Below are 19,142 nucleotides of genomic sequence, written 5' to 3'. Positions count from 1 at the left end.
GGGATTTCCTCTCGGCCGCGAACCCCGGGGACGGTCCGATGGCCGGCCTCAGGCTCAGGGGCGCGGCTACGGCTTCAGCCAGCCGGCGAGCTGCTCGCGTGACAGCTTGCCGCGACGGGCCGTGTCCAGCGCATTGAACTCATCGGCCAGCACCGGGTTGGCCTGTGCTTCGGCGCGGCTGATGAAGCCATCGGCATCGAGGTCCAGCGCGGTGAAATCGATGCGGTAGTTGCCGGCCACGGTGTCCGGCTGGATCGAGCGGATCGTCACCGGGGCCTGGCCGGGTTCGGTACGCACCTGCACGGCATGGGTGACGCGGCCACTGGACAGCGGCTGTTCGCGCACGTTGACCGGCACCTCGGTCAGCGGCGTGCTGACGGCCGGGGCAGGGCGCTGCTGGGCAAACGCGGCGAAGGTGCCAGCGCCCAGCAACAGCGACAGGGCAAGGCGGGCGGGAAACGGGCAGGTCATCAAACGGCTCACGTGATCCAGGGGAGGCAGCCGGCACGCGCGGGACGCGCGCCGCTGCGGTGATGGTAGCCCGCAGGTGCGGGCCGGTGAACCCGATGCCGGCCGCTCAGCCCGGAATGAAGGGGAACACCAGCTTCAGCAGCCCGCGCAGGCCGCCCTCGACGGTAGAGCTGACCGCCTTTGCGCCGAGGCTGTTGAGTGCGCGGCGTGCGTCGTCCCAGCGCAGCTGCTTGACGTCCTTCTTCAGCAGGTCGGCGACCTCTTCGGAGGCCGGTGCCAGCTTCTTCAATGCCGCCAGCGTGGCCTGGGGATCGGGCTGCAGGTAATTCCAGCGCTCGGCGATCTGCACCAGCGTGTCGAAACGCACCGCCACCACCTCACGGTTGCGTTCGTAGACCGGGATCGCGCCGACGTCGAGGATCGCCTGCTCGAACTGCTGCGCGTCATCCGGGTGCTCGATGCGGATGGCCAGGAAGCCTTCCTTGCGGCTGCGCTCGCTGACGTGCTTGGCTCCCGAGCGCAGGTTGGCTTCGGTCAGCACGCCGGCGACGATGCGCTGCAGCGCGGCCTCGCCCTCCTCGGGCACCAGCGCCCGCCAGCGGGCGTAGCCGTCGCGGCGCAGTCCCTTGACCTTGGCCGGGGTGACCCGCAGGCGCAGCGCCACCGCGGCATTGGACTCGCTGCGGTCGATGCTGCCGTCGCGTTCGAGCAGCACGAAGATCAACAGTTCCAGGTCACGCTTGGTCAGCGACTGGAAGCCCTGCAGCAGCGTCAGCCGCAGGAATTCATTGCCGAACGCCGCCGGATCCTTCAGTTCGATTGCTTGCATCGTGGTCCTCCCGGAAGGACTACAGGATGCCTTATCGCGATGGCACAGGCTGAGACTGGAGCGGTGCCCCGCCGTATTCACGCCCGGGTCGCTCGGCCAGGAAGGTTTCCACCGCGCCACGGTCCTGCAGGGTCACGAAGACCTGGCGGCCGTCAGTGCCGCCAAAGGCCACGTTGGTCGGCTTGCGGCCGGTGAGTGGCACCTCGCGCAGCAGCTCGCCGGCCGGGGACACGATCGCGACCACGCCGGCGTCGTAGCGGGCGATGTAGAGGTTGCCGTCCACGTCGCAGCGCATGCCGTCCATGCCATGGTCGGCGAAGCGGACCAGCAGGCGCTTGTTGGCGATGCTGCCGTCGGCGGCGCGGTCGTAGACCCATACGTTGCGTTGCACGCTTTCGTTGACGTACAGCCGGGCGCCGTCCGGGCTGACTTCCACGCCGTTGGTGGTGCCCATGCCGCGTTCGAGCAGGTGTACGGTGCCGTCGCGGTCGATCCGCCACAGCTGGCCGTTGTCCGGGCGTGCCCAGTCCGGGTCGCTGGCGTACAGCGTGCCATCCGGTGCCCGCGCGATGTCGTTGGGCTGGTGGGCATCGGGCAGGTGCGCGAACACCGTGACCGCGCGCGTGGACGGGTCCACCTGCAGCACGTTGTGGCCGGCGTAGTCGGCGATGAACATGCGGCCATCGGCGCCGAAGCGGATGCCGTTGCCCACGCTGCCCGTGGGCAGGGTGAGGAAGGTCTCCGCGATGCCGTCGGCGTTCACCCGGCCGACGGTGCCGTCCTTGCCGATGTTGACCACGTACAGCGCGCCGTCCGGGCCGGTGGCCGGGCCCTCGATGCCGGCGGTGAACACGCCGTCGCCCACATGGTCGCGCACGAGGAACGGCGCGGCGGCACAGGCGCTGCCGGCCAGCAGCAGGCTCAGGGAAGCAACGACGCGGGACAGGCGGGCAGGGCGGGCGATGGCGGCATCCTCGGGTTCACGATCCGGGGCAGTGTGCCAGAGCACGTCGTGCACGCGGGCGGTGGTTGCGGAGGCAACCGCGTGGCATTCCCGCTCAGCGTTGGCCGTCCATCTGCAGCGGCCGCCGCAGTGAATCGGCCTCGGCCTCCCGGGCGGCGCACTTGCCCTGCACGCAGCTGCAGCCGCTGATCTCCCTGAAGCCGCAGACGCTCATCATGCCGCGTGCCTGGCAGCTGGCCTGCACGCCCTTCGGGTCGGTGGGGCTGTTGACGTTGACGCAGGCCGGGTAATAGCCGCAGCAATTGCCGACATCCTTCACCGTGCAGTCGGCATCGGTGCGGCAGCTCTGGTCGATCACCACCGCCGTTGTCTGGGGTACCGGCGTGGGCGCCGTGACAGGGGGATGGGTGGTGGCCGGGGCGCTGCAGGCGCTGCCGGCGAGCAGGGCGACGAGCAACAGGAACGAACGCAACATGGCGGACTCCGTTTCAGGGCACGCCGCCATGGTAGCCGCTGCGCGCTCGCCCGCCTGTTGGGGGCAGGCGGCCCGGGCCCGCGACGCTCAGCGCGAGGCGGGCGTGACGAAGACCGTGATTTCCTCGCGGTCGTGATACAGCTGCTTGGCGCGCAGGGTCAGCGGCTTGCCGGCCTGCTCGGCGAACAGGTCCAGGCACAGGCGGGTTTCGTCCCAGCGCTTCTTCATCGGCAGTTTGAGGTTGAAGATGGCGTGCCGGCACCAGCCCTGGCGCAGCCAGGTGGCCATGCGCTCGGCGACGCGACGGGGTTGTTCGACCATGTCGCAGACCATCCAGTCCAACGGCGTCTCCGGCTGCCAATGGAAGCCGTCGGCGCGCAGGTGTTCGACCAGCCCGGTATCGAGCACGTGCTGGCGCAACGGGCCGTTGTCGATGCTCAGCACCTGGACGTGCTGGCGGGTCAGCACCCAGGTCCAGCCGCCCGGTGCCGCGCCGAGGTCGGCCGCGCGCATGCCCGGCTTGACCAGCGCCTCCCGTTCTTCCGGGGTGAGCAGGGTCATCAGCGCCTCTTCCAGCTTCAGGGCCGAACGCGAGGGCGCGTCGGGCAGCAGCTTCAGGCGCGGGATGCCGAGCAGCCACGGTGCGCTGTCCCGCGTGTCGGCGACGCTGACGAAGGCATGCGTTCCGTCGACGAACACCACGTGCAGGCGCGGCAGCTTGGTGTTGGGTTTGTCGGTGAGCAGGCCGGCCTTGCGCAGCGCCGGGCGCAGCGCGTTGCCGAAGCTGCGCGCCAGCCCGGCCAGCGGCTTGCCGGCATCCGAATCGGGGTGCTCGACCCACAGGTCACCAAAACGCGCCTGGCCTTCCAGTGCGGCGATGATCGGGGTGATGCGGTCGGACGGGTCCAGCTGCGGCAACTCGGCCAGCACGCGCAGTTTCTGGCGCGCGAAGATCAGCTCGCGCCATGCCAGGCGCTGGTCCAGTTCGGCGGCCTGGTCGGTGACGAACACCACGTAGCCGTCGTTGCGCTGCGTGCGCGCATAGCCGGCGATGCCCGCCGCGCCGGCGCGTTCGTTCAACTCGCCAGCGAGTTCGGGTTCAAAACCCTGGCGGCAGTAGCACAGCAGGCCGGTCATGGAAGTCCTTGGTGGAGGGCAGGTGGAGTGGCGGTGGTGCAGCGGTGGGCGAAGGCACTGGCGACGCTGCTGGCAGGTCGCGTCAGCGGTTCATCGCAACCCCGCATCCGGTGGGAGCGGGGCGTCGGGAATCAGTAGCGTGCGCCTTCGTTCTGGCCGTAGTGGGCCAGTACCGCGCGTGCGGCGTCACGCTGCAGGCCCTGCACGACCTCGATGCCGCGCTTGTTCAGCTCGCCGACCCAGTTGGCCGGCAGCGGGCCTTCATCGAACTGGGTGAGCGCTTCCACGTCGGCGGCGCTGGCGCCGATCAACAGGCGGTCGATGCCGGCCCACACGGTGGCGCCATAGCACTGGCAGCAGGGCTGCGAGGAGGTGGCCAGGGTGATGGGGGCCAGCAGCGCGTTCAGGCGCGGCGTGTTGAGCTTCTGCTGGGCCAGCATGTAGGCCATGTTCTCGGCGTGTGCCAGCGAGGTGGCGTGCGGCACCACGCGGTTCACCGCGGCGGCGATGACCCTGTCATCCGGGCCGAACACCACCGCACCGAACGGGCCGCCGGTGCCGTGCTCGACGTTCAGCCGCGACAGCTCCACGGCCAGGGCCACCTTGGCCTCGTCGCCGGTATACGCGCGGTCGCAATCGACGGCGTCGTGGATCCAGACGGGAAGGGTGAGGTGAACCTGCGCGTGAAGCATGACGATGACCAACCAGAGGCAAAAACGGCGGCCAGTGTATAGGACTGGGGCCGGGGGCTCACCGACGGGGGCGGGGGCTGTTCATCTGAGGAGAGCGGGTCTGCCGCGTGGGCGGCTCGGGCGTGTTCCCGCCGCAACCCTCCCTTCTGCGACGCAGAAGGGAGGGGATTCAGGCCGGGCCGTCTGCCGGCTGGTCGTTTGGCCTAGAACCCGGCGCTGAGCGTCATGAACACCTGGCGCGGCGCGCTGGCGTGGATGGCGTAGCGGGTGCCGGTCGGGTCGGTCGGGGCGAACGAGCTGAGCTGGCCGGCGTAGCGCTTGTTGGTCAGGTTGGTCACGTTCATCGACACCTTCAGGTCCTGCAGGCCCAGTCCGGGGCCGAAGGTGTAGCCGAAGCCGGCGTCGAAGGTGGTCACGCCCGGCACCGACTGGTCGTTGGTGTAGGTGTAGTAGCGCTTGCCGGTGTACTTGCCGCGCAGGCTGGCGAACCAGCCGTCGTGGTTCCAGCTCAGTTCGCTGGAGGCCATCCGCTGCGGCGTATCGACAGTGATCTTGCCGGCCACCGGCACCACCTGGCCGCCGGAGAGGTAGTCGTCCTCGTAGGTGGACTTGTTCCACGACAGCGCGTTGTACCACTGCAGGCCATCGACGGGCTTTAGGATGAAGGTCAGCTCCGCGCCGTGGCTCTTCACCGAGCCGACGTTGATGAAACGGGTGACGCATTCCGGGCGGGTGCCGACTTCGATGCTCGAACACGGGTTGAGCGAGAGCAGGCGGTTGTCGAATTTCACCGCATAGGCGGCGAGCGAGGCCTGGTGCCTCTCGCCGAAGGTGCGGAAGCCGGCTTCCAGCGTCCTGGACTTCTCCGGCTCCAGCCCGGCGCTGGCGGCGAACGATTCCGGCGACACCTGCAGCGGGCCGCCGCTGCCGCCACCGACGAAGGCGGCGATGTTCTCCGCATACGAGGCGAACAGCTCGTTGTTCGGGGTGAGCTTGAAGCCGACGCCCAGCTGCGGCAGCACCGATTCCTTGGCGGTCAGGGTGCCGGAGGCGAGCTTGGTCTCGGTGCCCGGCCTGGCGACGGCGCGCATCCGCGTGTTCGGGCTCTTGATGCCCAGGTCCACGACCAGGCGGTCGTCCATGAAGCGCATGCGGTCCTGCACGTAGAACTGGCGCGTGCGGATGTCGTAGTCCTGGTCGAACAGGCGGCGGTCCGGGTGGTTGAGGTAGACGTCGTCCAGGAACGGGCCGCTGATGTAGTAGAAGTTGCGCTCGACGTTGTGGTCGTTCTGTTCCCACCACAGCCCGGCTTCCAGCTCGTGGATACCCAGCGTCCAGGACAGTGCGGCGGTCACGCCCTGGCGGTTGATGGTGTAGTTGGTGCTGCGGATGGAGATGGGCAGCATCTTGTCGGTGCCCGGATAGGAGGGCTGGCCCGGTGCCCACCAATGGCCCTGGCCACGGTTCTCGTGGTGGTAGGCGAGCAGCTTCAGGCGGCCCTGCTCGGCCACGCGCAGGTCGGCGTCGATGGCGTACAGGTTGTCATCGCGCAGGGCGCGGCTCTGGTAGTACGCATCGTCGATGCTCCTGACGCCATCGACGAACGCACAACGGTCGGCGTTGAAGGTGGCCGGGGCGCAGTAGGCGGCGGCGACCGCGCGGTCCCAATCCGGGGCATAGATGTTCCAGTCCCAGCCCAGGCCGCGCTCGAGCATGCTCTTGGACAGGTAGGCGTAGTTGGCCTGGCTCACCCGCGAGGTGGCGACGAATGCACCGAAGCGATGGTCGCCGACATTCCACACCGCCTTGGCATTGAACTGTCGGGTGGTCTGGTTCTGGTAGGGTGCGGCCCACATGTCCGCGTCCTGGTGCACGCCGGACACGTAGGCGGCAAAGCCGTTGTATTCACCGGTGTCCACGCGCAGGTAGCCGCGGCGCTGGTTGTCCTCGCCCATGGTGATGCTGGCGCGGCCACCGAACACGCTGGAGGGGTCGCTGGAGAAGTACTGGATGGTGCCGCCCAGGTTGCTGGTGGAGGCAACGCCCAGCGAGCCGATGCCCTGCGCCAGCTCGGCACCGGCCAGGTTCTCGCCGATGATGGCGCGGGCGATACTCAGCCCGTTGTAGTTGCCGTAGCTGTTGTCGCCGAGCGGGATGCCGTCCAGCGTATAGCCCAGGCGATTCTTGTCGAAGCCACGCAGGCTGATGGTCTGTGATTCCTCGTTGGCGCCGAAGGCGTCGTTGGACTGCACCGAGACACCGGGCAGGCGGTCGAGGATCTTCTGGCCACTGCTGCCGGGCGGCAGCACCTGCTTGTCGACTTCGCTGATGCGTTGCACCTGGCGGGTTTCGCCGCGTCCGATCACCGAGACCGCGTCCAGGGTCTGCGCGCTGGCGCTGGCGGCGGTTGCCGCGGTGGCGTCGGTGCGTTCGCCCACGTCCTCGGGGGTGGCGGCGTACAGCGGCGCGGAAGTCAGCGCGGCAAGGATGGCAAGGCTCAGGTGTCGGGTCTGCATGTCGGTCCGTGGCGTGGGGGAGGGCGCGGTGAAACAGGTGCGCGGCCACTATGGAAAACCAACATGAAAGCTTGTTTACGGCAGCGCGGTGAACGCGCGATGCGCCACTTCCGCAGTCCATGAACACGCAGAAAAAAGCCGCGCTGAGGAGCAGCGCGGCGTGCCGGGGGGGCAATGAAGCAGGATCAGTCCATGTGCAGTCCGCCGTTGACCGCATAGTCGGCGCCGGTCACGTAGGCCGCGTCATCCGATGCCAGCCAGGTGCACAGCGCGGCGACTTCCTCCGGGCGGCCAAGGCGACGCACCGGCACCGAGGCGGCCAGCCGGTCGAGCACGTCCGGCGGGAAGCTGCTGATCGCCTGGCTGGCGATGTAGCCCGGCGAGAGCGTGTTGACGGTGACGCCGCGCGCGGCGACTTCGGCGGCCAGGGCGCGGGTGAACCCGTGCATGGCGGCCTTGGCGGTTGCGTAGTTCACCTGCCCGATCTGGCCCTTGTGCGCGCTGACCGAGCCGATGTTGATGATGCGGCCCCAGCCACGCTGGCTCATGCCTTCGACCACCTGCTTGGTGATGTTGAACAGAGCGTTGACGTTGGAGGCGATCACCGCGTTCCAGTCTTCCGGGCTCATCTGCCGGAACAGCACGTCGCGGCTGCCGCCGGCGTTGTTGACCAGCACGTCGATCTCGCCGACCTCGGCGCGCACCTTGGCGAACGCCGCGCTGGTCGAAGCCCAGTCGGTGGCGTTGCCCTCGGAGGCGATGAAGTCGAAGCCCTGCTCGCGTTGCTCGCGCAACCAGTTGGCCTTGCGTGGGGAATTGGGCGCGCAACCGGCGACCACGGTATGGCCGGCACGGGCCAGGCTCTGGCAGATGGCGGTGCCGACACTGCCCATGCCGCTGGTGACGTAGGCGATGCGAAGAGTCATGGTGAGCTCCGTTTCGAGGGCAGGGGGCCGATCAGGCGGCCAGCGGGTACAGGCCCAGCAGCAGGCTGCCGATCATCAGCACCAACGAGATCAGCACCGCCCACTTCAGGGTGAACTTCTGGTGGTCGGCGAAATCGACCTTGGCAAGGCCCACCAGCAGGTAGGTGGACGGCACCAACGGGCTGAGCAGGTGCACCGGCTGGCCGGCCAGCGAGGCACGGGCCATCTCCACCGGGGTGATGCCGTAGTGGCCCGCCGCTTCGGACAGGATCGGCAGCACGCCGAAGTAGAAGGCGTCGTTGGACATGAAGAAGGTGAACGGCATCGACGCCAGCCCGGTGATCACCGCCAGGTACGGACCCCAGGCGTCGGGGATCACCGCCAGGAAGCTGCGTGACATCGCCTCGACCATGCCGGTGTTGGAGAGGATGCCGGTGAAGATGCCCGCGGCGAAGATCAGCGACACCACCGACAGCACGTTGCCGGCGTGGTTGACCACGCGACGGCGCTGCTCGGCCAGGTTCGGGTAGTTGATCACCAGCGCGATGGCGAAGCCGACCATGAACAGCACCGGCATCGGCAACAGCCCGATCACCAGCGCGGCCATCAGCGCCAGCGTCAGCGCGAAGTTGACCCACAGCAGGCGCGGGCGCTTGGTGTCCTCGGCATCCTCCACGGTCGGCAGGGCATCGCCGTCGTCCGAGACGCTGGTGTCCATCCAGTTGCCGCCCTCCGGCAGGCTGACCACGCCCAGGCGGCGACGCTCGCTGATGCCCAGGTACCAGGCCAGCACGAGGATGCCGGCGCAGGCCAGCACCATCGACGGGATCATCGGCACGAACACGTCGGCCGGGTCCACGTGCAGGGCGGTGGCCGCACGTGCGGTCGGCCCACCCCAAGGGGTGAGGTTCATCACGCCGCCGGCGAGGATGGTCACGCAGGTCATGTTCAGGGCGTTCATGCCCAGCCGCCGGTACAGCGGCAGCATCGCCGAGACGGTGATCATGTAGGTGGTCGAGCCGTCGCCGTCGAGCGAGATCAGCATCGCCAGCACCGCCGTGCCCATCACGATCTTCAAGGGATCGCCCTTGACCACGCGCAGGATGATCCGCACCAGCGGGTCGAACAGGCCGGCATCGATCATCACCCCGAAGTACAGGATGGCGAACATCAGCATCACGCCGGTGGGCGCGATCTTCTTGATGCCCTCGAGCATCATCTCGTCCAGCCCGTGGCCGAAGCCGCCGATCAGGGCGAACACGATGGGGACGGTGATCAGGGCTACCAGCGGCGACAGGCGCTTGCTCATGATGAGGTACATGAACGTGAGCACCATGCCGAAGCCGAGGATGGTCAGCATCATCTGCAGACTCCTAAGGGTCAGGACGTGGGAAAGGGAATCAGAAGTCGAACTGCAGCCGGCCGGTGACCGCGCGGGTGCGGTCGACGGTAGCGCCGGCCAGGCGGTCGCGGTTGCGGCTTTCGATCAGGTTGAGCATGAAGCGCAGGTTGTCGCGCAGGTACCAGTTGCCGCCCAGCGTCCATGCCTCGGTGCTGCCGCGGCGCAGGTCGGGCTGGCCGTCCAGATGCTGCGCGCCGCGCATCTGGTCGTAGCGCAGGGCCAGCTCGAACGCGCCGGCCTTGTGGTGGATGTCGTTGATGCGCGCGAAACGGCCGGTCTTGCGGTCATACGCGCGGGTCTCTCCGGTAACGAACCAGCTGACCAGGCCGTAGCCGGCCATCACGTTGCCGCGTTGCGCACCGTCATCGAAGGTGGCGCCGCTGAATTCGCCCTGCCACGACCAGGGGCCGCGCACCTGCGCATACTCCAGCGACCATTTGTTGACGTCGGTGTCACGGCCGTCGGCGAAGCTGACCAGGGTCAAGCGGCTTTCATCGGACAGGTGGCCGGCCGGGCGCGGACGGATGCGCAGCGCCGGCACGCCGTTGGCACCGGGATTGTCATAGGCTTCGCGCGCCAGCGACAGGCCCAGGTGCAACACATCGCCTGCCTGCGGCGCCGGGGCCCAGGTGACGCGGCCACCGGCCGCACGGCCCTTCACCTGCCAGGCGTCGATGCTCTCCAGGCTGTAGATGCTGGCCGCCCAGGTGAAATCGCCCGGGTTGGCCTGCCACGACGCACCCAGGCGATACAGCGGCGCCAGTGTGGTGGCGGCATTGCCACGCTCCAGCAGCGGTCCGTAGTTGGAACTGGTGCGGTCGTCCAGCGAGTAGTACTGCTTGAACTGGCCCACGGTGAGCTTGCCGGCATTGCCGAAGCCGCGGCTGACGTAGACGTCCTTGGCCTCGACGCGGTCGCCGGAGAAGTCGGCTTCCAGCTTGTAGTCGACCACGAAGAAGCGGCCGGATACGTCGACCCATGCGCGACGGATCTCGGTGTCGTCCTTGTTCGGGGTGCCGCGCGGGTCGTTGTCGAAGCTGGCGAAGTCCAGGTGCAGGCGGCCGCCGAGCGTGGCGGTGACCGGGCCGTCGTCCTCGCCGTCGGCGGCCAAGGCCGGTGCCGTGCAGGCAGCCAGCGCCAGCACGGCGGCGCGTTGCCGCCACGTGTTGTTGTTTGCCACAAACCCTCCCAGGTTGCGCGCCAGGCGCGCGGCGTGGGCACCGGATGGTGCGTTGGACCAGAGTCTGGTGCGGCCAAGCTGTCATCCGCCTGTCAGCGCCTTGTGCGGCGCAGCGCGGTGGCATTCCTGCTGCGTGGACGGGGGGCGGCGCGTTAGCATGCCCGCACCTTCCTGCTGCTCCTGCCCATGCGCCTGTTGCTGGTCGAAGACAACCCGGACCTGGCCGATGCGATCATCCGTCGCATGCGCCGCAGCGGGCATGCGGTGGACTGGCAGTCCGACGGCCTGGGCGCGGCCAGCGTGCTGCGCTACCAGAGTTTCGACCTGGTGGTGCTGGACATCGGCCTGCCCAAGCTCGACGGCCTGCGCGTGCTGGCCGGCATGCGCGAGCGCGGCGACAGCACCCCGGTGCTGATGCTGACCGCGCGCGATGGCATCGAGGACCGCGTGCAGGCCCTGGACGTGGGCGCCGATGACTACCTCGGCAAGCCGTTTGATTTCCGCGAGTTCGAGGCGCGCTGCCGGGTGCTGCTGCGTCGTGCCCGCGGCAATGCCAGCGAGGTGGTGCAGGTGGGCAGCTTCCAGTTCGACAATGCGGCCCATCGCGTCAGCGTCGATGGCGAGCCGATCGAGCTGCCGAACCGCGAGTACCGCCTGCTGGAGATCCTGGTCGGGCGGCTCGGGCAGGTGGTGAGCAAGGACGAGATCGGCAATGGCCTGTTCGGTTTTGATGACGAGGCCGGGCCCAATGCGATCGAGCTGTACATCGGTCGCCTGCGCCGCAAGCTGGCCGGCGCGCCGTTGCGCATCACCACCGTGCGTGGCGTGGGCTACCTGCTGGAGCCCGGCGAGGGCGCGGTGGATGGCGATGACTGAGGAGCGCGCGCCGGGTTCGCTGCGGCGCACGCTGTTGCTGTACCTCGGCGGCCTGCTGGCGGTGTTCGCGGTGGTGTTGCTGTTCGCCGCGCGCGAGTACGGGCAGCGCGCCGCCAACCGCTCCTATGACCACCTGCTGGTGTCCTCGGCGCTGTCCATCGCCGATTCGGTGGCGCTGGTGGACGGGCAATGGCAGGTGGACCTGCCGTATGCAGCGCTGGACCTGCTGTCGATGGCCGAGGAGGACCGCGTGTTCTATCGCATCGCCGATAGCCGTGGTGCGCTGATCACCGGCTACCCGGACCTGCCGGCATCGCCGCAGCTCGCCGATGGCCGGCCGCAGCTGTTCGATGCCGCCTACAGCGGCGAGACGGTGCGCTTCGTGGTGGTCGCGCGCAGCTTTGCCGCCGCCTCGGCGCAGGGCGAAGTGCAGGTGCAGGTGGGGCAGACCCGCCGTGCCCGCGAAGCGCTGGCACAGGAGATGGTCAACCGCGCGCTGCTGGCGATCGGGGTGCTGTCGGCACTTGCCCTGGCGCTGGTCGCGTTCGGCGTGCACCGTGCGTTCCGCCCGTTGGTGCGGGTGGAGCGCGAGTTGTCGCGGCGCGAGCCGTCGGACCTGAAGCCGCTGGACGCGCGGGTGCCACGCGAGATGGACCAGATGGTCGGTGCGCTGAACCGTTTCATGGAGCGCCTGTCCAGCAGCAACGAGACCCTGCGTGCGTTCATGGCCGACGCCGCGCACCAGATGCGCACGCCCTTGGCCGCCTTGCGCGCGCAGGCGCAGCTGGCGCTGGACGAGGACGACCCGCGGGAGACGCGGCGCAGCCTGCAGGCGATCGAGCGCAACGCCACCCACATGAGCCGTCTGCTCAACCAGCTGCTCAGCGATGCCAGCGTGATCCACCGTTCGCACCTGCGCAGCTTCGCCACGGTGGACCTGGCCGACGTCGTGCACCAGGCCCTGCACGAGGCCTTGCCGCAGGCGGGCCCGGCGCCGCGGGTGCAGCTGGCGATGACCAACGCGGTGGTGTCGGTCAACGGCGACGCCCTGCTGCTGCGCGAGGCGATCAAGAACCTGATCGACAACGCGGTGAAGTACGGCGGTGCCGGCGCGCTGCAGATCGCGTTGACCGTGGAGGCGGCCGATGCGGTGCTGACCATCGCCGACCACGGCCCGGGCATCGCGGCGGCCGACGCCGAGCGGGTGTTCGAGCGCTTTGGCCGCGGCGAGCACGCGCCGGCCGGCGGCGCCGGGCTGGGCCTGGCCATCGTCAAGCGGGTGATCGACAGCCATGGCGGCCGGATCGATCTGGCCAACCGGCCGGAAGGCGGCCTGGTCGCCACCCTGCGCCTGCCCAGGAGCAATGCATGAAGTTCCTGTTGATCATGATGTTGTGGTGCCTGTTGGTGCTGCCGGCCCGGGCCGCGCCGGGGGATGTGCAACGCTTCCCGGCCAAGGGCGCGGCCACCGCACAGCTGCGCATCCACGGCACCACCGATATCGAGGTGTTCGCGCGAGTGATCGCCGACTACCAGCGCCTGCATCCGGGCACCGAGGTGATCTACGAGGACATCATCACCCAGGACCTGCATGCGCGTTTCCTGCGCACCGGCAAGGGATCGAACGGGCCGGACCTGTTGATTTCCAGCGGCATGGACCTGCAGACGCAACTGGTCAATGACGGTCATGCGCTGCCGCACCAGTCGGTGTGGACCGACGCGGTGCCGGCCTGGGCGCAGTGGCGGCACGAAGCCTATGGCATCAGCTACGAGCCGGTGACCATCGTCTACAACACCCGCGCGCTGCCGCCGGCACGGGTCCCGCATACCCGCCGCCAGTTGCTGGCGCTGCTGCGCGGTGAAGGCGCGCCGTTGCGCGGCAAGGTCGGTACGTATGACATCGAACGCAGCAGCGTGGGGTACCTGCTGGCCACCCAGGACGCGCATCGCGGCAGCATCGCCGGCGCCTTGCTGGGGGCGCTGGGGGACAACGCGGTGGTCCGCGAGGAGCGCACCGGCGTGCTGCTGGACAAGGTCAGCAGCGGCGAGTTGTCGCTGGCCTACAACGTGCTGGGGTCGTATGCGCAGGCACGCATCGATGCAGGTGCGCCGCTGGGTATCGTCGAGCCGGAGGACTACACGCTGGTGGTGCTGCGCACGGCGATGATCCCACGCAGCAGCCGCAACCCGGCCGAGGCACGCAGCTTCCTGGATTACCTGCTGTCCCCACGCGGACAGCTGGTGCTCTCACGCGAGGCGCGGCTGATGCCGATCGTGGGTGCGGCAGGGCGCGATGGCACGCCCGGCCGCAACCGCCGGCCGATCCAGTTGGGGCCGGGCCTGCTGGTGTACCTGGACGCGCTCAAGCGGCGGCAGTTCCTGGATGCCTGGCGCAGCAGCGTGGAACCCGCAGGTCAGCCGCAGGCTGTCGACGTGCAACGGTAGCGTGCAGCCAGCGACGGCCAGGAGGGGGAAAACAAGAACGCCGGGCATTGCCCGGCGTTTTCATTGCAGCGGCGTTGGATCAGCCCGCCCAGGTATCGCGCAGGGTCACGCTGCGGTTGAACACCGGCTTGCCGGCCGTGTGGTCGCGGCGGTCGGCGACGAAGTAGCCGGTACGCTCGAACTGGAAGGCCTGCTCGGGCGCGGCAATGGCCGCGGCCGGCTCGACATAGCCGGTGACGACCTTGCGCGATTCCGGGTTGAGGTAATCGCGGTAGGTCTTGCCTTCGGATTCATCGTCCGGGTCGGCGACCGAGAACAAGCGGTCATACAGGCGCACTTCCGCTTCCACCGCGTGCCGGGCGCTGACCCAGTGGATGGTGCCCTTGACCTTGCGGTTGGCGCCTTCCATGCCCGGACGCGATTCCGGGTCCAGCCAGCCGCGCAGCTCGATGATCTGACCGGCGTCGTTCTTCACCACCTCATCGACGCGGGCGATGCCGGCGCCGCGCAGGCGCACTTCGCCGCCCGGTACCAGCCGCTTCCAGCCCTTCGGCGGGACTTCGGCGAAATCCTCGCGCTCGATCCACAGCTCGCGTGCGAACGGTACTTCGCGGGTGCCGAAGCTTTCGTCCTTCGGATGGTTGCTGAAGGTCAGGGTTTCTTCATGGCCTTCGGGCAGGTTGGTGAGCACCAGCTTGACTGGATCGATCACCGCCATGCGGCGTGCGGCGGCACTGTCCAGGTCCTCGCGCAGCGCGCCTTCCAGCACGCTGAAGTCGATCATCGAGTTCTGCTTGGAGATGCCCACGCGTTCGGCGAACAGGCGCATCGCCGCCGGGGTGTAGCCGCGGCGGCGCAGGCCCTGCAGGGTCGGCATGCGCGGGTCGTCCCAGCCGTCGACCAGCTGCTCGGTGACCAGCGCCATCAGCTTGCGCTTGCTCATCACCGTGTAGTTGATGTTCAGGCGCGAGAACTCGATCTGGCGCGGCTTGGCGGCTTCACGCGGCAGGCCCTTGTCGACCAGCGGCTGGGTCAGCGCGTTGTCGTGGGCGAAGTCGACGTTGTCCACGCACCAGTCGTACAGCGGGCGGTGGTCCTCGAACTCCAGCGTGCACAGCGAATGGGTGATGCCTTCCAGCGAATCGCCCAGCGCATGCGCGAAGTCGTACATCGGGTAGATCGGCCAGGCATCGCCGGTGTTCTGGTGCTCGACGTGCTTGATGCGGTAGATCGCCGGGTCGCGCAGGTTGATGTTGCCGCTGGCCATGTCGATCTTGGCGCGCAGGGTGCGGGCGCCATCGGGGAACTCGCCGGCACGCATGCGCGCGAACAGGTCCAGGTTCTCCTCGACGCTGCGCTCGCGGTACGGCGACGGGCGGCCCGGTTCGGTGAGGCTACCACGGTAGGCGCGCACTTCCTCGGCCGACAGGTCGCAGACGTAGGCCTTGCCGTCGCGGATCAGCTTCTGCGCAGCCAGGTAGTAGGCATCAAAGTAGTCCGAGGCATGGCGCAGCTCGTTCCACTCGAAGCCCAGCCAGCGCACGTCGTCCTGGATGGCGTTGACGTACTCGGGGTCTTCCTTGGCCGGGTTGGTGTCGTCGAAGCGCAGGTTGCACACGCCGCTGAACTCGCCGGCGATGCCGAAGTTCAGGCAGATCGACTTGGCATGGCCGATGTGCAGGTAGCCGTTGGGCTCGGGCGGGAAGCGGGTCTTGATGGCCGTGTGCTTGCCGCTGGCCAGGTCCTCGCGGACGATCTGGCGGATGAAGTCGCGCTTCTCGGCGGGAGCGTTCTCCGGCGTGGCACCGGCGGCAGGCGTGTTCTCGGACATGGGGGACGCAACGTATTGAAATAAGCCGCAAGTTTAGCCGAGCCCGGCCTCGGCTGCCGGGACGGGGCTATGCTGGGGGTTCCCGCCCCGTGGACCGTAACGATGGACCGCCCCGTTCTGGTGATAGGCAACAAGAACTACTCGTCCTGGTCGCTGCGCCCGTGGCTGCTGCTGCGCCATTTCGGCGTGGCCTTCGACGAGGTGCGGCTGGCGCTGGACAGCCCGGATTTCACCCGCCAGGCCCTGCGTCACTCGCCGACCGGCAAGGTGCCGGCCCTGCGTGACGGCGGCCTGCACGTGTGGGACTCGCTGGCCATCTGCGAGTACGCCAACGAGCGTTGGCTGGACGGGCGTGGTTGGCCGTCCGACCGGGCCCAGCGGGCCGTGGCGCGGGCGGCGGCGGCCGAGATGCATTCAGGTTTCACCGCCCTGCGCACCCAGTTGCCAATGAACAGCCGGCGGCAGCCGGACGGCTACCGCTGGGATGCCGCGGCCCAGGCCGACATCGGCCGGATCTGCGCGCTGTGGGCCGAACTGCGCGGGACCTACGGTACCGGCGGTGACTTCCTGTTCGGGCAGTTCGGCATCGTTGATGCGATGTTTGCACCGGTGGCGGTACGTTTCGATGGCTACGGGGTGCCCGTGGATGGCGGTGCGGAACCGTACCATCGCGCGTTGCTGGCCTTGCCGGCGCTGCGCGAATGGCGCCAGGCCGGCGCGGCGGAAACCGAGCGACTGGCCGCCACCGATGCACTGCGCGTGCCGCTGTGAAGGGAGAACACTGATGCAGCAGATCTACCAGACCAATAACCTGTTCGACGCCCATCTGGTCAAGCACGCGCTGGAGGACGCCGGCATCCCGGCGTTCGTGTTCGGCGAGTCGCTGCTGGGCGCCGGCGGCGAACTGCCGCTGTTCGGCCTGCTGCGCGTCTGCGTGCCGGATTCGGCCCAGCCGCAGGCCGAGGACATCGTGGCCGCACTGGCCTTGGACGAGGGCCCGGGCGACCCCATTTCCGATGCAGATGAGGCGCCGGGACTGCTCCCGGCCTGAGGAACTGACCATGTTGGGAATCGGCCAAGGTTTGCTGGGTATCGGTGCGTTCAAGCAGCGCCTGCCGCGCCCGGAAGAGGCATTGCCGGGGCGCGAGGTCCCGCTGCCGCTGCACAACGTGCATTTCGTCAACGGCCAGCCGTTGCAGGGCAACCTGGCCGGGTTGCAGGTGCTGGACGTGGGCCTGGGTTGCTTCTGGGGTGCAGAGCGCAAGTTCTGGCAGCTGCCGGGCGTGGTGACCACCGCAGTGGGCTACCAGGGCGGGCTCACCCCCAACCCGACCTACGAGGAGGTCTGCTCCGGGCTCACGGGCCACACCGAGGTCGTGCGTGTCGTGTTCGACCCCGCGCAGGTGCCCCTGGAGACCGTGTTGCGCACGTTCTGGGAGAACCACGACCCTACCCAGGGCATGCGCCAGGGCAACGACACCGGCACCCAGTACCGCTCGGCGCTCTACTGCCATACGCAGGCGCAGTACGACGCGGCCATCGCCAGCCGCGCGGCCTACCAGCAGCAGCTGGAAGCGGCCGGCTACGGGCCGATCACCACCGAGATCGCCTATCCGGCACCGGCGTTCTTCTACGCCGAGGACTACCACCAGCAATACCTGGCCAAGAACCCGAACGGCTATTGCGGCATCGGTGGCACTGGCGTGAGCTGCCCGATCGGGCTGGACGTCTGAGCGATGGGGGCCACGCCGCGGCGTCTGCTGGTGGTGTGGCACAGCTTCACCGGTGCGACCGAGGCCATGGTCGGTGCGTTGCTGGAAGGCGCACGCGCGGCGACGGATGATGCCGTGGACGTGAGTGCGTTGCGTGCGGCCGATGCCGGCGCGGCGGATGTGCTGGCGGCCGATGCAGTGGTGTTCGCCACGCCCGAGACGCTGGCCTCGATGAGCGGGGCGATGAAGGACTTCTTCGACCGCAGCTATTACCCGTTGCTGGGGCGCTGCGAAGGCAAGCCGTATGCGCTGCTGGTGTGTGTCGGTTCGGACGGGCAGCCAACGATCGCGCAGTTGCGGCGGATAGCGCTGGGGCTGCGCCTGAAGGAAGTGGCCGAGCCGGTGTTGGTGTGTACGCAGGCACAGACGGCGGAGGCGATTCTGGCGGCCAAGCAGGTGCCGGCCTCTGCGCTGGCGCGTGGCCGCGAGCTCGGTGCGTTGCTGGCGGCGGGCCTGGAGCTGGGCGTGTTCTAGCGCGTTCGAGCGCCTGCTTGTGCTCAGCCCCTCTCCCGTGAACGGGAGAGGGGTTGGGGTGAGGGCGCTTTGAAAGTGCGCAAGCGCCACGGCAACGCAGAAACGCCCTCATCCGCCCCTTCGGGGCACCTTCTCCCCTGCAGGGAGAAGGGATGTTTCCAGGTACTACGTGTGGGTCTACTTACTTCGCCAGTTCGTCGGCAATGCGCTGGCGCAGCGTCTGCAGGTCCTTGGCGAACGCGTCGATGCCGGTGGCCAGCTTCTCGGCGGCCATCGGGTCGGCGGCCAGGTCGGCGTCGAACTTGGCTTCATCGATGGCGGCCACGTTGACGGCTTCGGCCGCACCGGCCACCAGCTTGCGCGGCAGCTCGCCGAAGTCGGCGTCCAGCTTCTCCAGCAGGTCCGGCGAGATGGTCAGGCGGTCGCAGCCGGCCAGCGCTTCGATCTGCGCGGTCGAGCGGAACGAGGCACCCATCACCACCGTCGGCGAGCCACGGCGCTTGAACTCGGCGTACACGCCGCGCACGAACACCACGCCCGGGTCTTCGTCGATGCTGGCCGGCGCCTGGCCGTTGGCCACGTACCAGTCCAGGATGCGGCCGACGAACGGCGAGATCAGGAACGCACCGGCTTCCGAGCAGGCCAGCGCCTGGGTCGGGTTGAAGATCAGGGTCAGGTTGCAGTCGATGCCTTCGGCCTGCAGCACGCGCGCTGCCTCCACGCCGGCCCAGGTGGCGGCGATCTTGATCAGCACCTTGCTACGCGGCACGCCGGCCGCTTCGTACATGGCGATGAACTCGCGCGCCTTGGCGATGGTAGCGGCGGTGTCATGCGCCTGGTCGGCGTCCACTTCGGTGGAGACGCGGCCGGGCACCAGCTCGGCCAGCATCGTGCCCACGCCCACGGTCAGGCGGTCGACCACGGCCTTGGCCACGTCCTGCACGTCGCCGGGCTGGCTGCGGCCCCACCGCAGCTCGCGCTCGATCAACGCGGCATAGACCGGCAGGTCGAGGGCTTTCTTCACCAGGGTCGGGTTGGTGGTGCAGTCCACCGGACGCAGGCGCTTGATGGCCTCGTAGTCACCGGTGTCGGCGACGACGACGGACAGTTCGCGCAGCTGGGTGAGCTTGGAGCGGGGCTGGGTCATTGCAG

The 19,142-nt window shown here is 68.6% G+C and carries 19 protein-coding genes; 7 read left to right on the top strand and 12 right to left on the bottom strand.

The genetic code is table 11. The annotated features are described in order from the left end of the window. Positions 1-66: 66 nt before the first annotated feature. The 10 genes from IB227_RS06055 to IB227_RS06010 all read right to left on the bottom strand — a co-directional run bounded on the left by IB227_RS06055 (position 67) and on the right by IB227_RS06010 (position 10,556). On the bottom strand, positions 67-471 hold the full coding sequence (locus tag IB227_RS06055; protein WP_192287289.1) for an EF-hand domain-containing protein: 405 nt from the start codon (positions 469-471) through the stop codon (positions 67-69). Positions 472-577: 106 nt separating this feature from the next. Beyond that, entirely contained in the window at positions 578-1,300 is a 723-nt protein-coding gene (locus IB227_RS06050) for a hypothetical protein (RefSeq protein WP_192286645.1), read from the bottom strand. Between the two features lie 31 nt (positions 1,301-1,331). Next, the gene (locus IB227_RS06045; RefSeq protein ID WP_192287288.1) at positions 1,332-2,246 is read right to left on the bottom strand and encodes an SMP-30/gluconolactonase/LRE family protein; all 915 of its coding nucleotides are present in this window, start codon (positions 2,244-2,246) and stop codon (positions 1,332-1,334) included. A 112-nt stretch (positions 2,247-2,358) separates the two neighbouring features. After that, positions 2,359-2,739 (bottom strand): hypothetical protein, encoded by a 381-nt coding sequence (locus tag IB227_RS06040; RefSeq protein ID WP_225591601.1) that lies wholly within the window; start codon positions 2,737-2,739, stop codon positions 2,359-2,361. Between the two features lie 87 nt (positions 2,740-2,826). Continuing rightward, complete coding sequence (rlmM, locus tag IB227_RS06035; RefSeq protein WP_192286643.1) at positions 2,827-3,876, bottom strand: 23S rRNA (cytidine(2498)-2'-O)-methyltransferase RlmM; 1,050 nt, start codon at positions 3,874-3,876, stop codon at positions 2,827-2,829. 131 nt (positions 3,877-4,007) lie between these two features. Beyond that, the gene (locus IB227_RS06030) at positions 4,008-4,568 is read right to left on the bottom strand and encodes a nucleoside deaminase (RefSeq protein WP_192286642.1); all 561 of its coding nucleotides are present in this window, start codon (positions 4,566-4,568) and stop codon (positions 4,008-4,010) included. Positions 4,569-4,771: 203 nt separating this feature from the next. Then, on the bottom strand, positions 4,772-7,084 hold the full coding sequence (locus tag IB227_RS06025) for a TonB-dependent receptor (RefSeq protein ID WP_192286641.1): 2,313 nt from the start codon (positions 7,082-7,084) through the stop codon (positions 4,772-4,774). 185 nt (positions 7,085-7,269) lie between these two features. Beyond that, positions 7,270-8,010, bottom strand: coding sequence for an acetoacetyl-CoA reductase (phbB, locus tag IB227_RS06020; RefSeq protein WP_192286640.1), 741 nt, complete (start codon positions 8,008-8,010; stop codon positions 7,270-7,272). A gap of 31 nt (positions 8,011-8,041) precedes the next feature. Further along, on the bottom strand, positions 8,042-9,379 hold the full coding sequence (locus IB227_RS06015; RefSeq protein WP_192287287.1) for a CitMHS family transporter: 1,338 nt from the start codon (positions 9,377-9,379) through the stop codon (positions 8,042-8,044). Between the two features lie 31 nt (positions 9,380-9,410). Then, the gene (locus tag IB227_RS06010) at positions 9,411-10,556 is read right to left on the bottom strand and encodes a porin (RefSeq protein WP_192287286.1); all 1,146 of its coding nucleotides are present in this window, start codon (positions 10,554-10,556) and stop codon (positions 9,411-9,413) included. Positions 10,557-10,778: 222 nt separating this feature from the next. Here IB227_RS06010 and IB227_RS06005 point away from each other — a divergent pair, with 222 nt between their 5' ends. From IB227_RS06005 to IB227_RS05995, 3 genes are read left to right on the top strand one after another with little or no spacing between them, the layout of a single operon-like run. Then, positions 10,779-11,468 carry a response regulator transcription factor gene (locus tag IB227_RS06005; protein ID WP_132864932.1) on the top strand — a complete coding sequence of 230 codons (690 nt, stop codon included), beginning with the start codon at positions 10,779-10,781 and terminating at the stop codon, positions 11,466-11,468. Next, complete coding sequence (locus tag IB227_RS06000) at positions 11,461-12,840, top strand: sensor histidine kinase (protein WP_192287285.1); 1,380 nt, start codon at positions 11,461-11,463, stop codon at positions 12,838-12,840. The genes IB227_RS06005 and IB227_RS06000 overlap by 8 nt, the downstream gene beginning before the upstream one ends. Then, the gene (locus IB227_RS05995; protein ID WP_192286639.1) at positions 12,837-13,913 is read left to right on the top strand and encodes an ABC transporter substrate-binding protein; all 1,077 of its coding nucleotides are present in this window, start codon (positions 12,837-12,839) and stop codon (positions 13,911-13,913) included. Before IB227_RS06000 ends, IB227_RS05995 begins: the two co-directional genes overlap by 4 nt. Positions 13,914-13,992: 79 nt before the next feature. On the opposite strand, the gene IB227_RS05990 is transcribed toward IB227_RS05995, so the two are convergent. Next, entirely contained in the window at positions 13,993-15,744 is a 1,752-nt protein-coding gene (locus tag IB227_RS05990; protein WP_192286638.1) for a glutamine--tRNA ligase/YqeY domain fusion protein, read from the bottom strand. A gap of 102 nt (positions 15,745-15,846) precedes the next feature. On the opposite strand from IB227_RS05990, the gene IB227_RS05985 reads away from it, so the two are divergent. From IB227_RS05985 to IB227_RS05970, 4 genes are read left to right on the top strand one after another with little or no spacing between them, the layout of a single operon-like run. Beyond that, complete coding sequence (locus tag IB227_RS05985; protein WP_192286637.1) at positions 15,847-16,515, top strand: glutathione S-transferase family protein; 669 nt, start codon at positions 15,847-15,849, stop codon at positions 16,513-16,515. A 13-nt stretch (positions 16,516-16,528) separates the two neighbouring features. Further along, positions 16,529-16,795, top strand: coding sequence for a DUF2007 domain-containing protein (locus tag IB227_RS05980; RefSeq protein ID WP_192286636.1), 267 nt, complete (start codon positions 16,529-16,531; stop codon positions 16,793-16,795). Positions 16,796-16,826: 31 nt separating this feature from the next. Next, the gene (msrA, locus tag IB227_RS05975) at positions 16,827-17,477 is read left to right on the top strand and encodes a peptide-methionine (S)-S-oxide reductase MsrA (RefSeq protein WP_192287284.1); all 651 of its coding nucleotides are present in this window, start codon (positions 16,827-16,829) and stop codon (positions 17,475-17,477) included. Positions 17,478-17,480: 3 nt separating this feature from the next. Further along, positions 17,481-17,990, top strand: coding sequence for an NAD(P)H-dependent oxidoreductase (locus tag IB227_RS05970; RefSeq protein ID WP_192286635.1), 510 nt, complete (start codon positions 17,481-17,483; stop codon positions 17,988-17,990). A 181-nt stretch (positions 17,991-18,171) separates the two neighbouring features. Here the strand turns inward: IB227_RS05970 and IB227_RS05965 are convergent, their stop codons facing one another. Then, positions 18,172-19,137, bottom strand: coding sequence for a transaldolase (locus tag IB227_RS05965; protein ID WP_192286634.1), 966 nt, complete (start codon positions 19,135-19,137; stop codon positions 18,172-18,174). Positions 19,138-19,142 lie beyond the last annotated feature (5 nt).

Source organism: Stenotrophomonas sp. STM01, from assembly GCF_014852135.1.
In the GTDB taxonomy this organism is placed as follows: domain Bacteria; phylum Pseudomonadota; class Gammaproteobacteria; order Xanthomonadales; family Xanthomonadaceae; genus Stenotrophomonas; species Stenotrophomonas capsici.
Note: the sequence above shows the minus strand (reverse complement) of the source record. Positions and strands in the feature narration are given on the sequence as shown.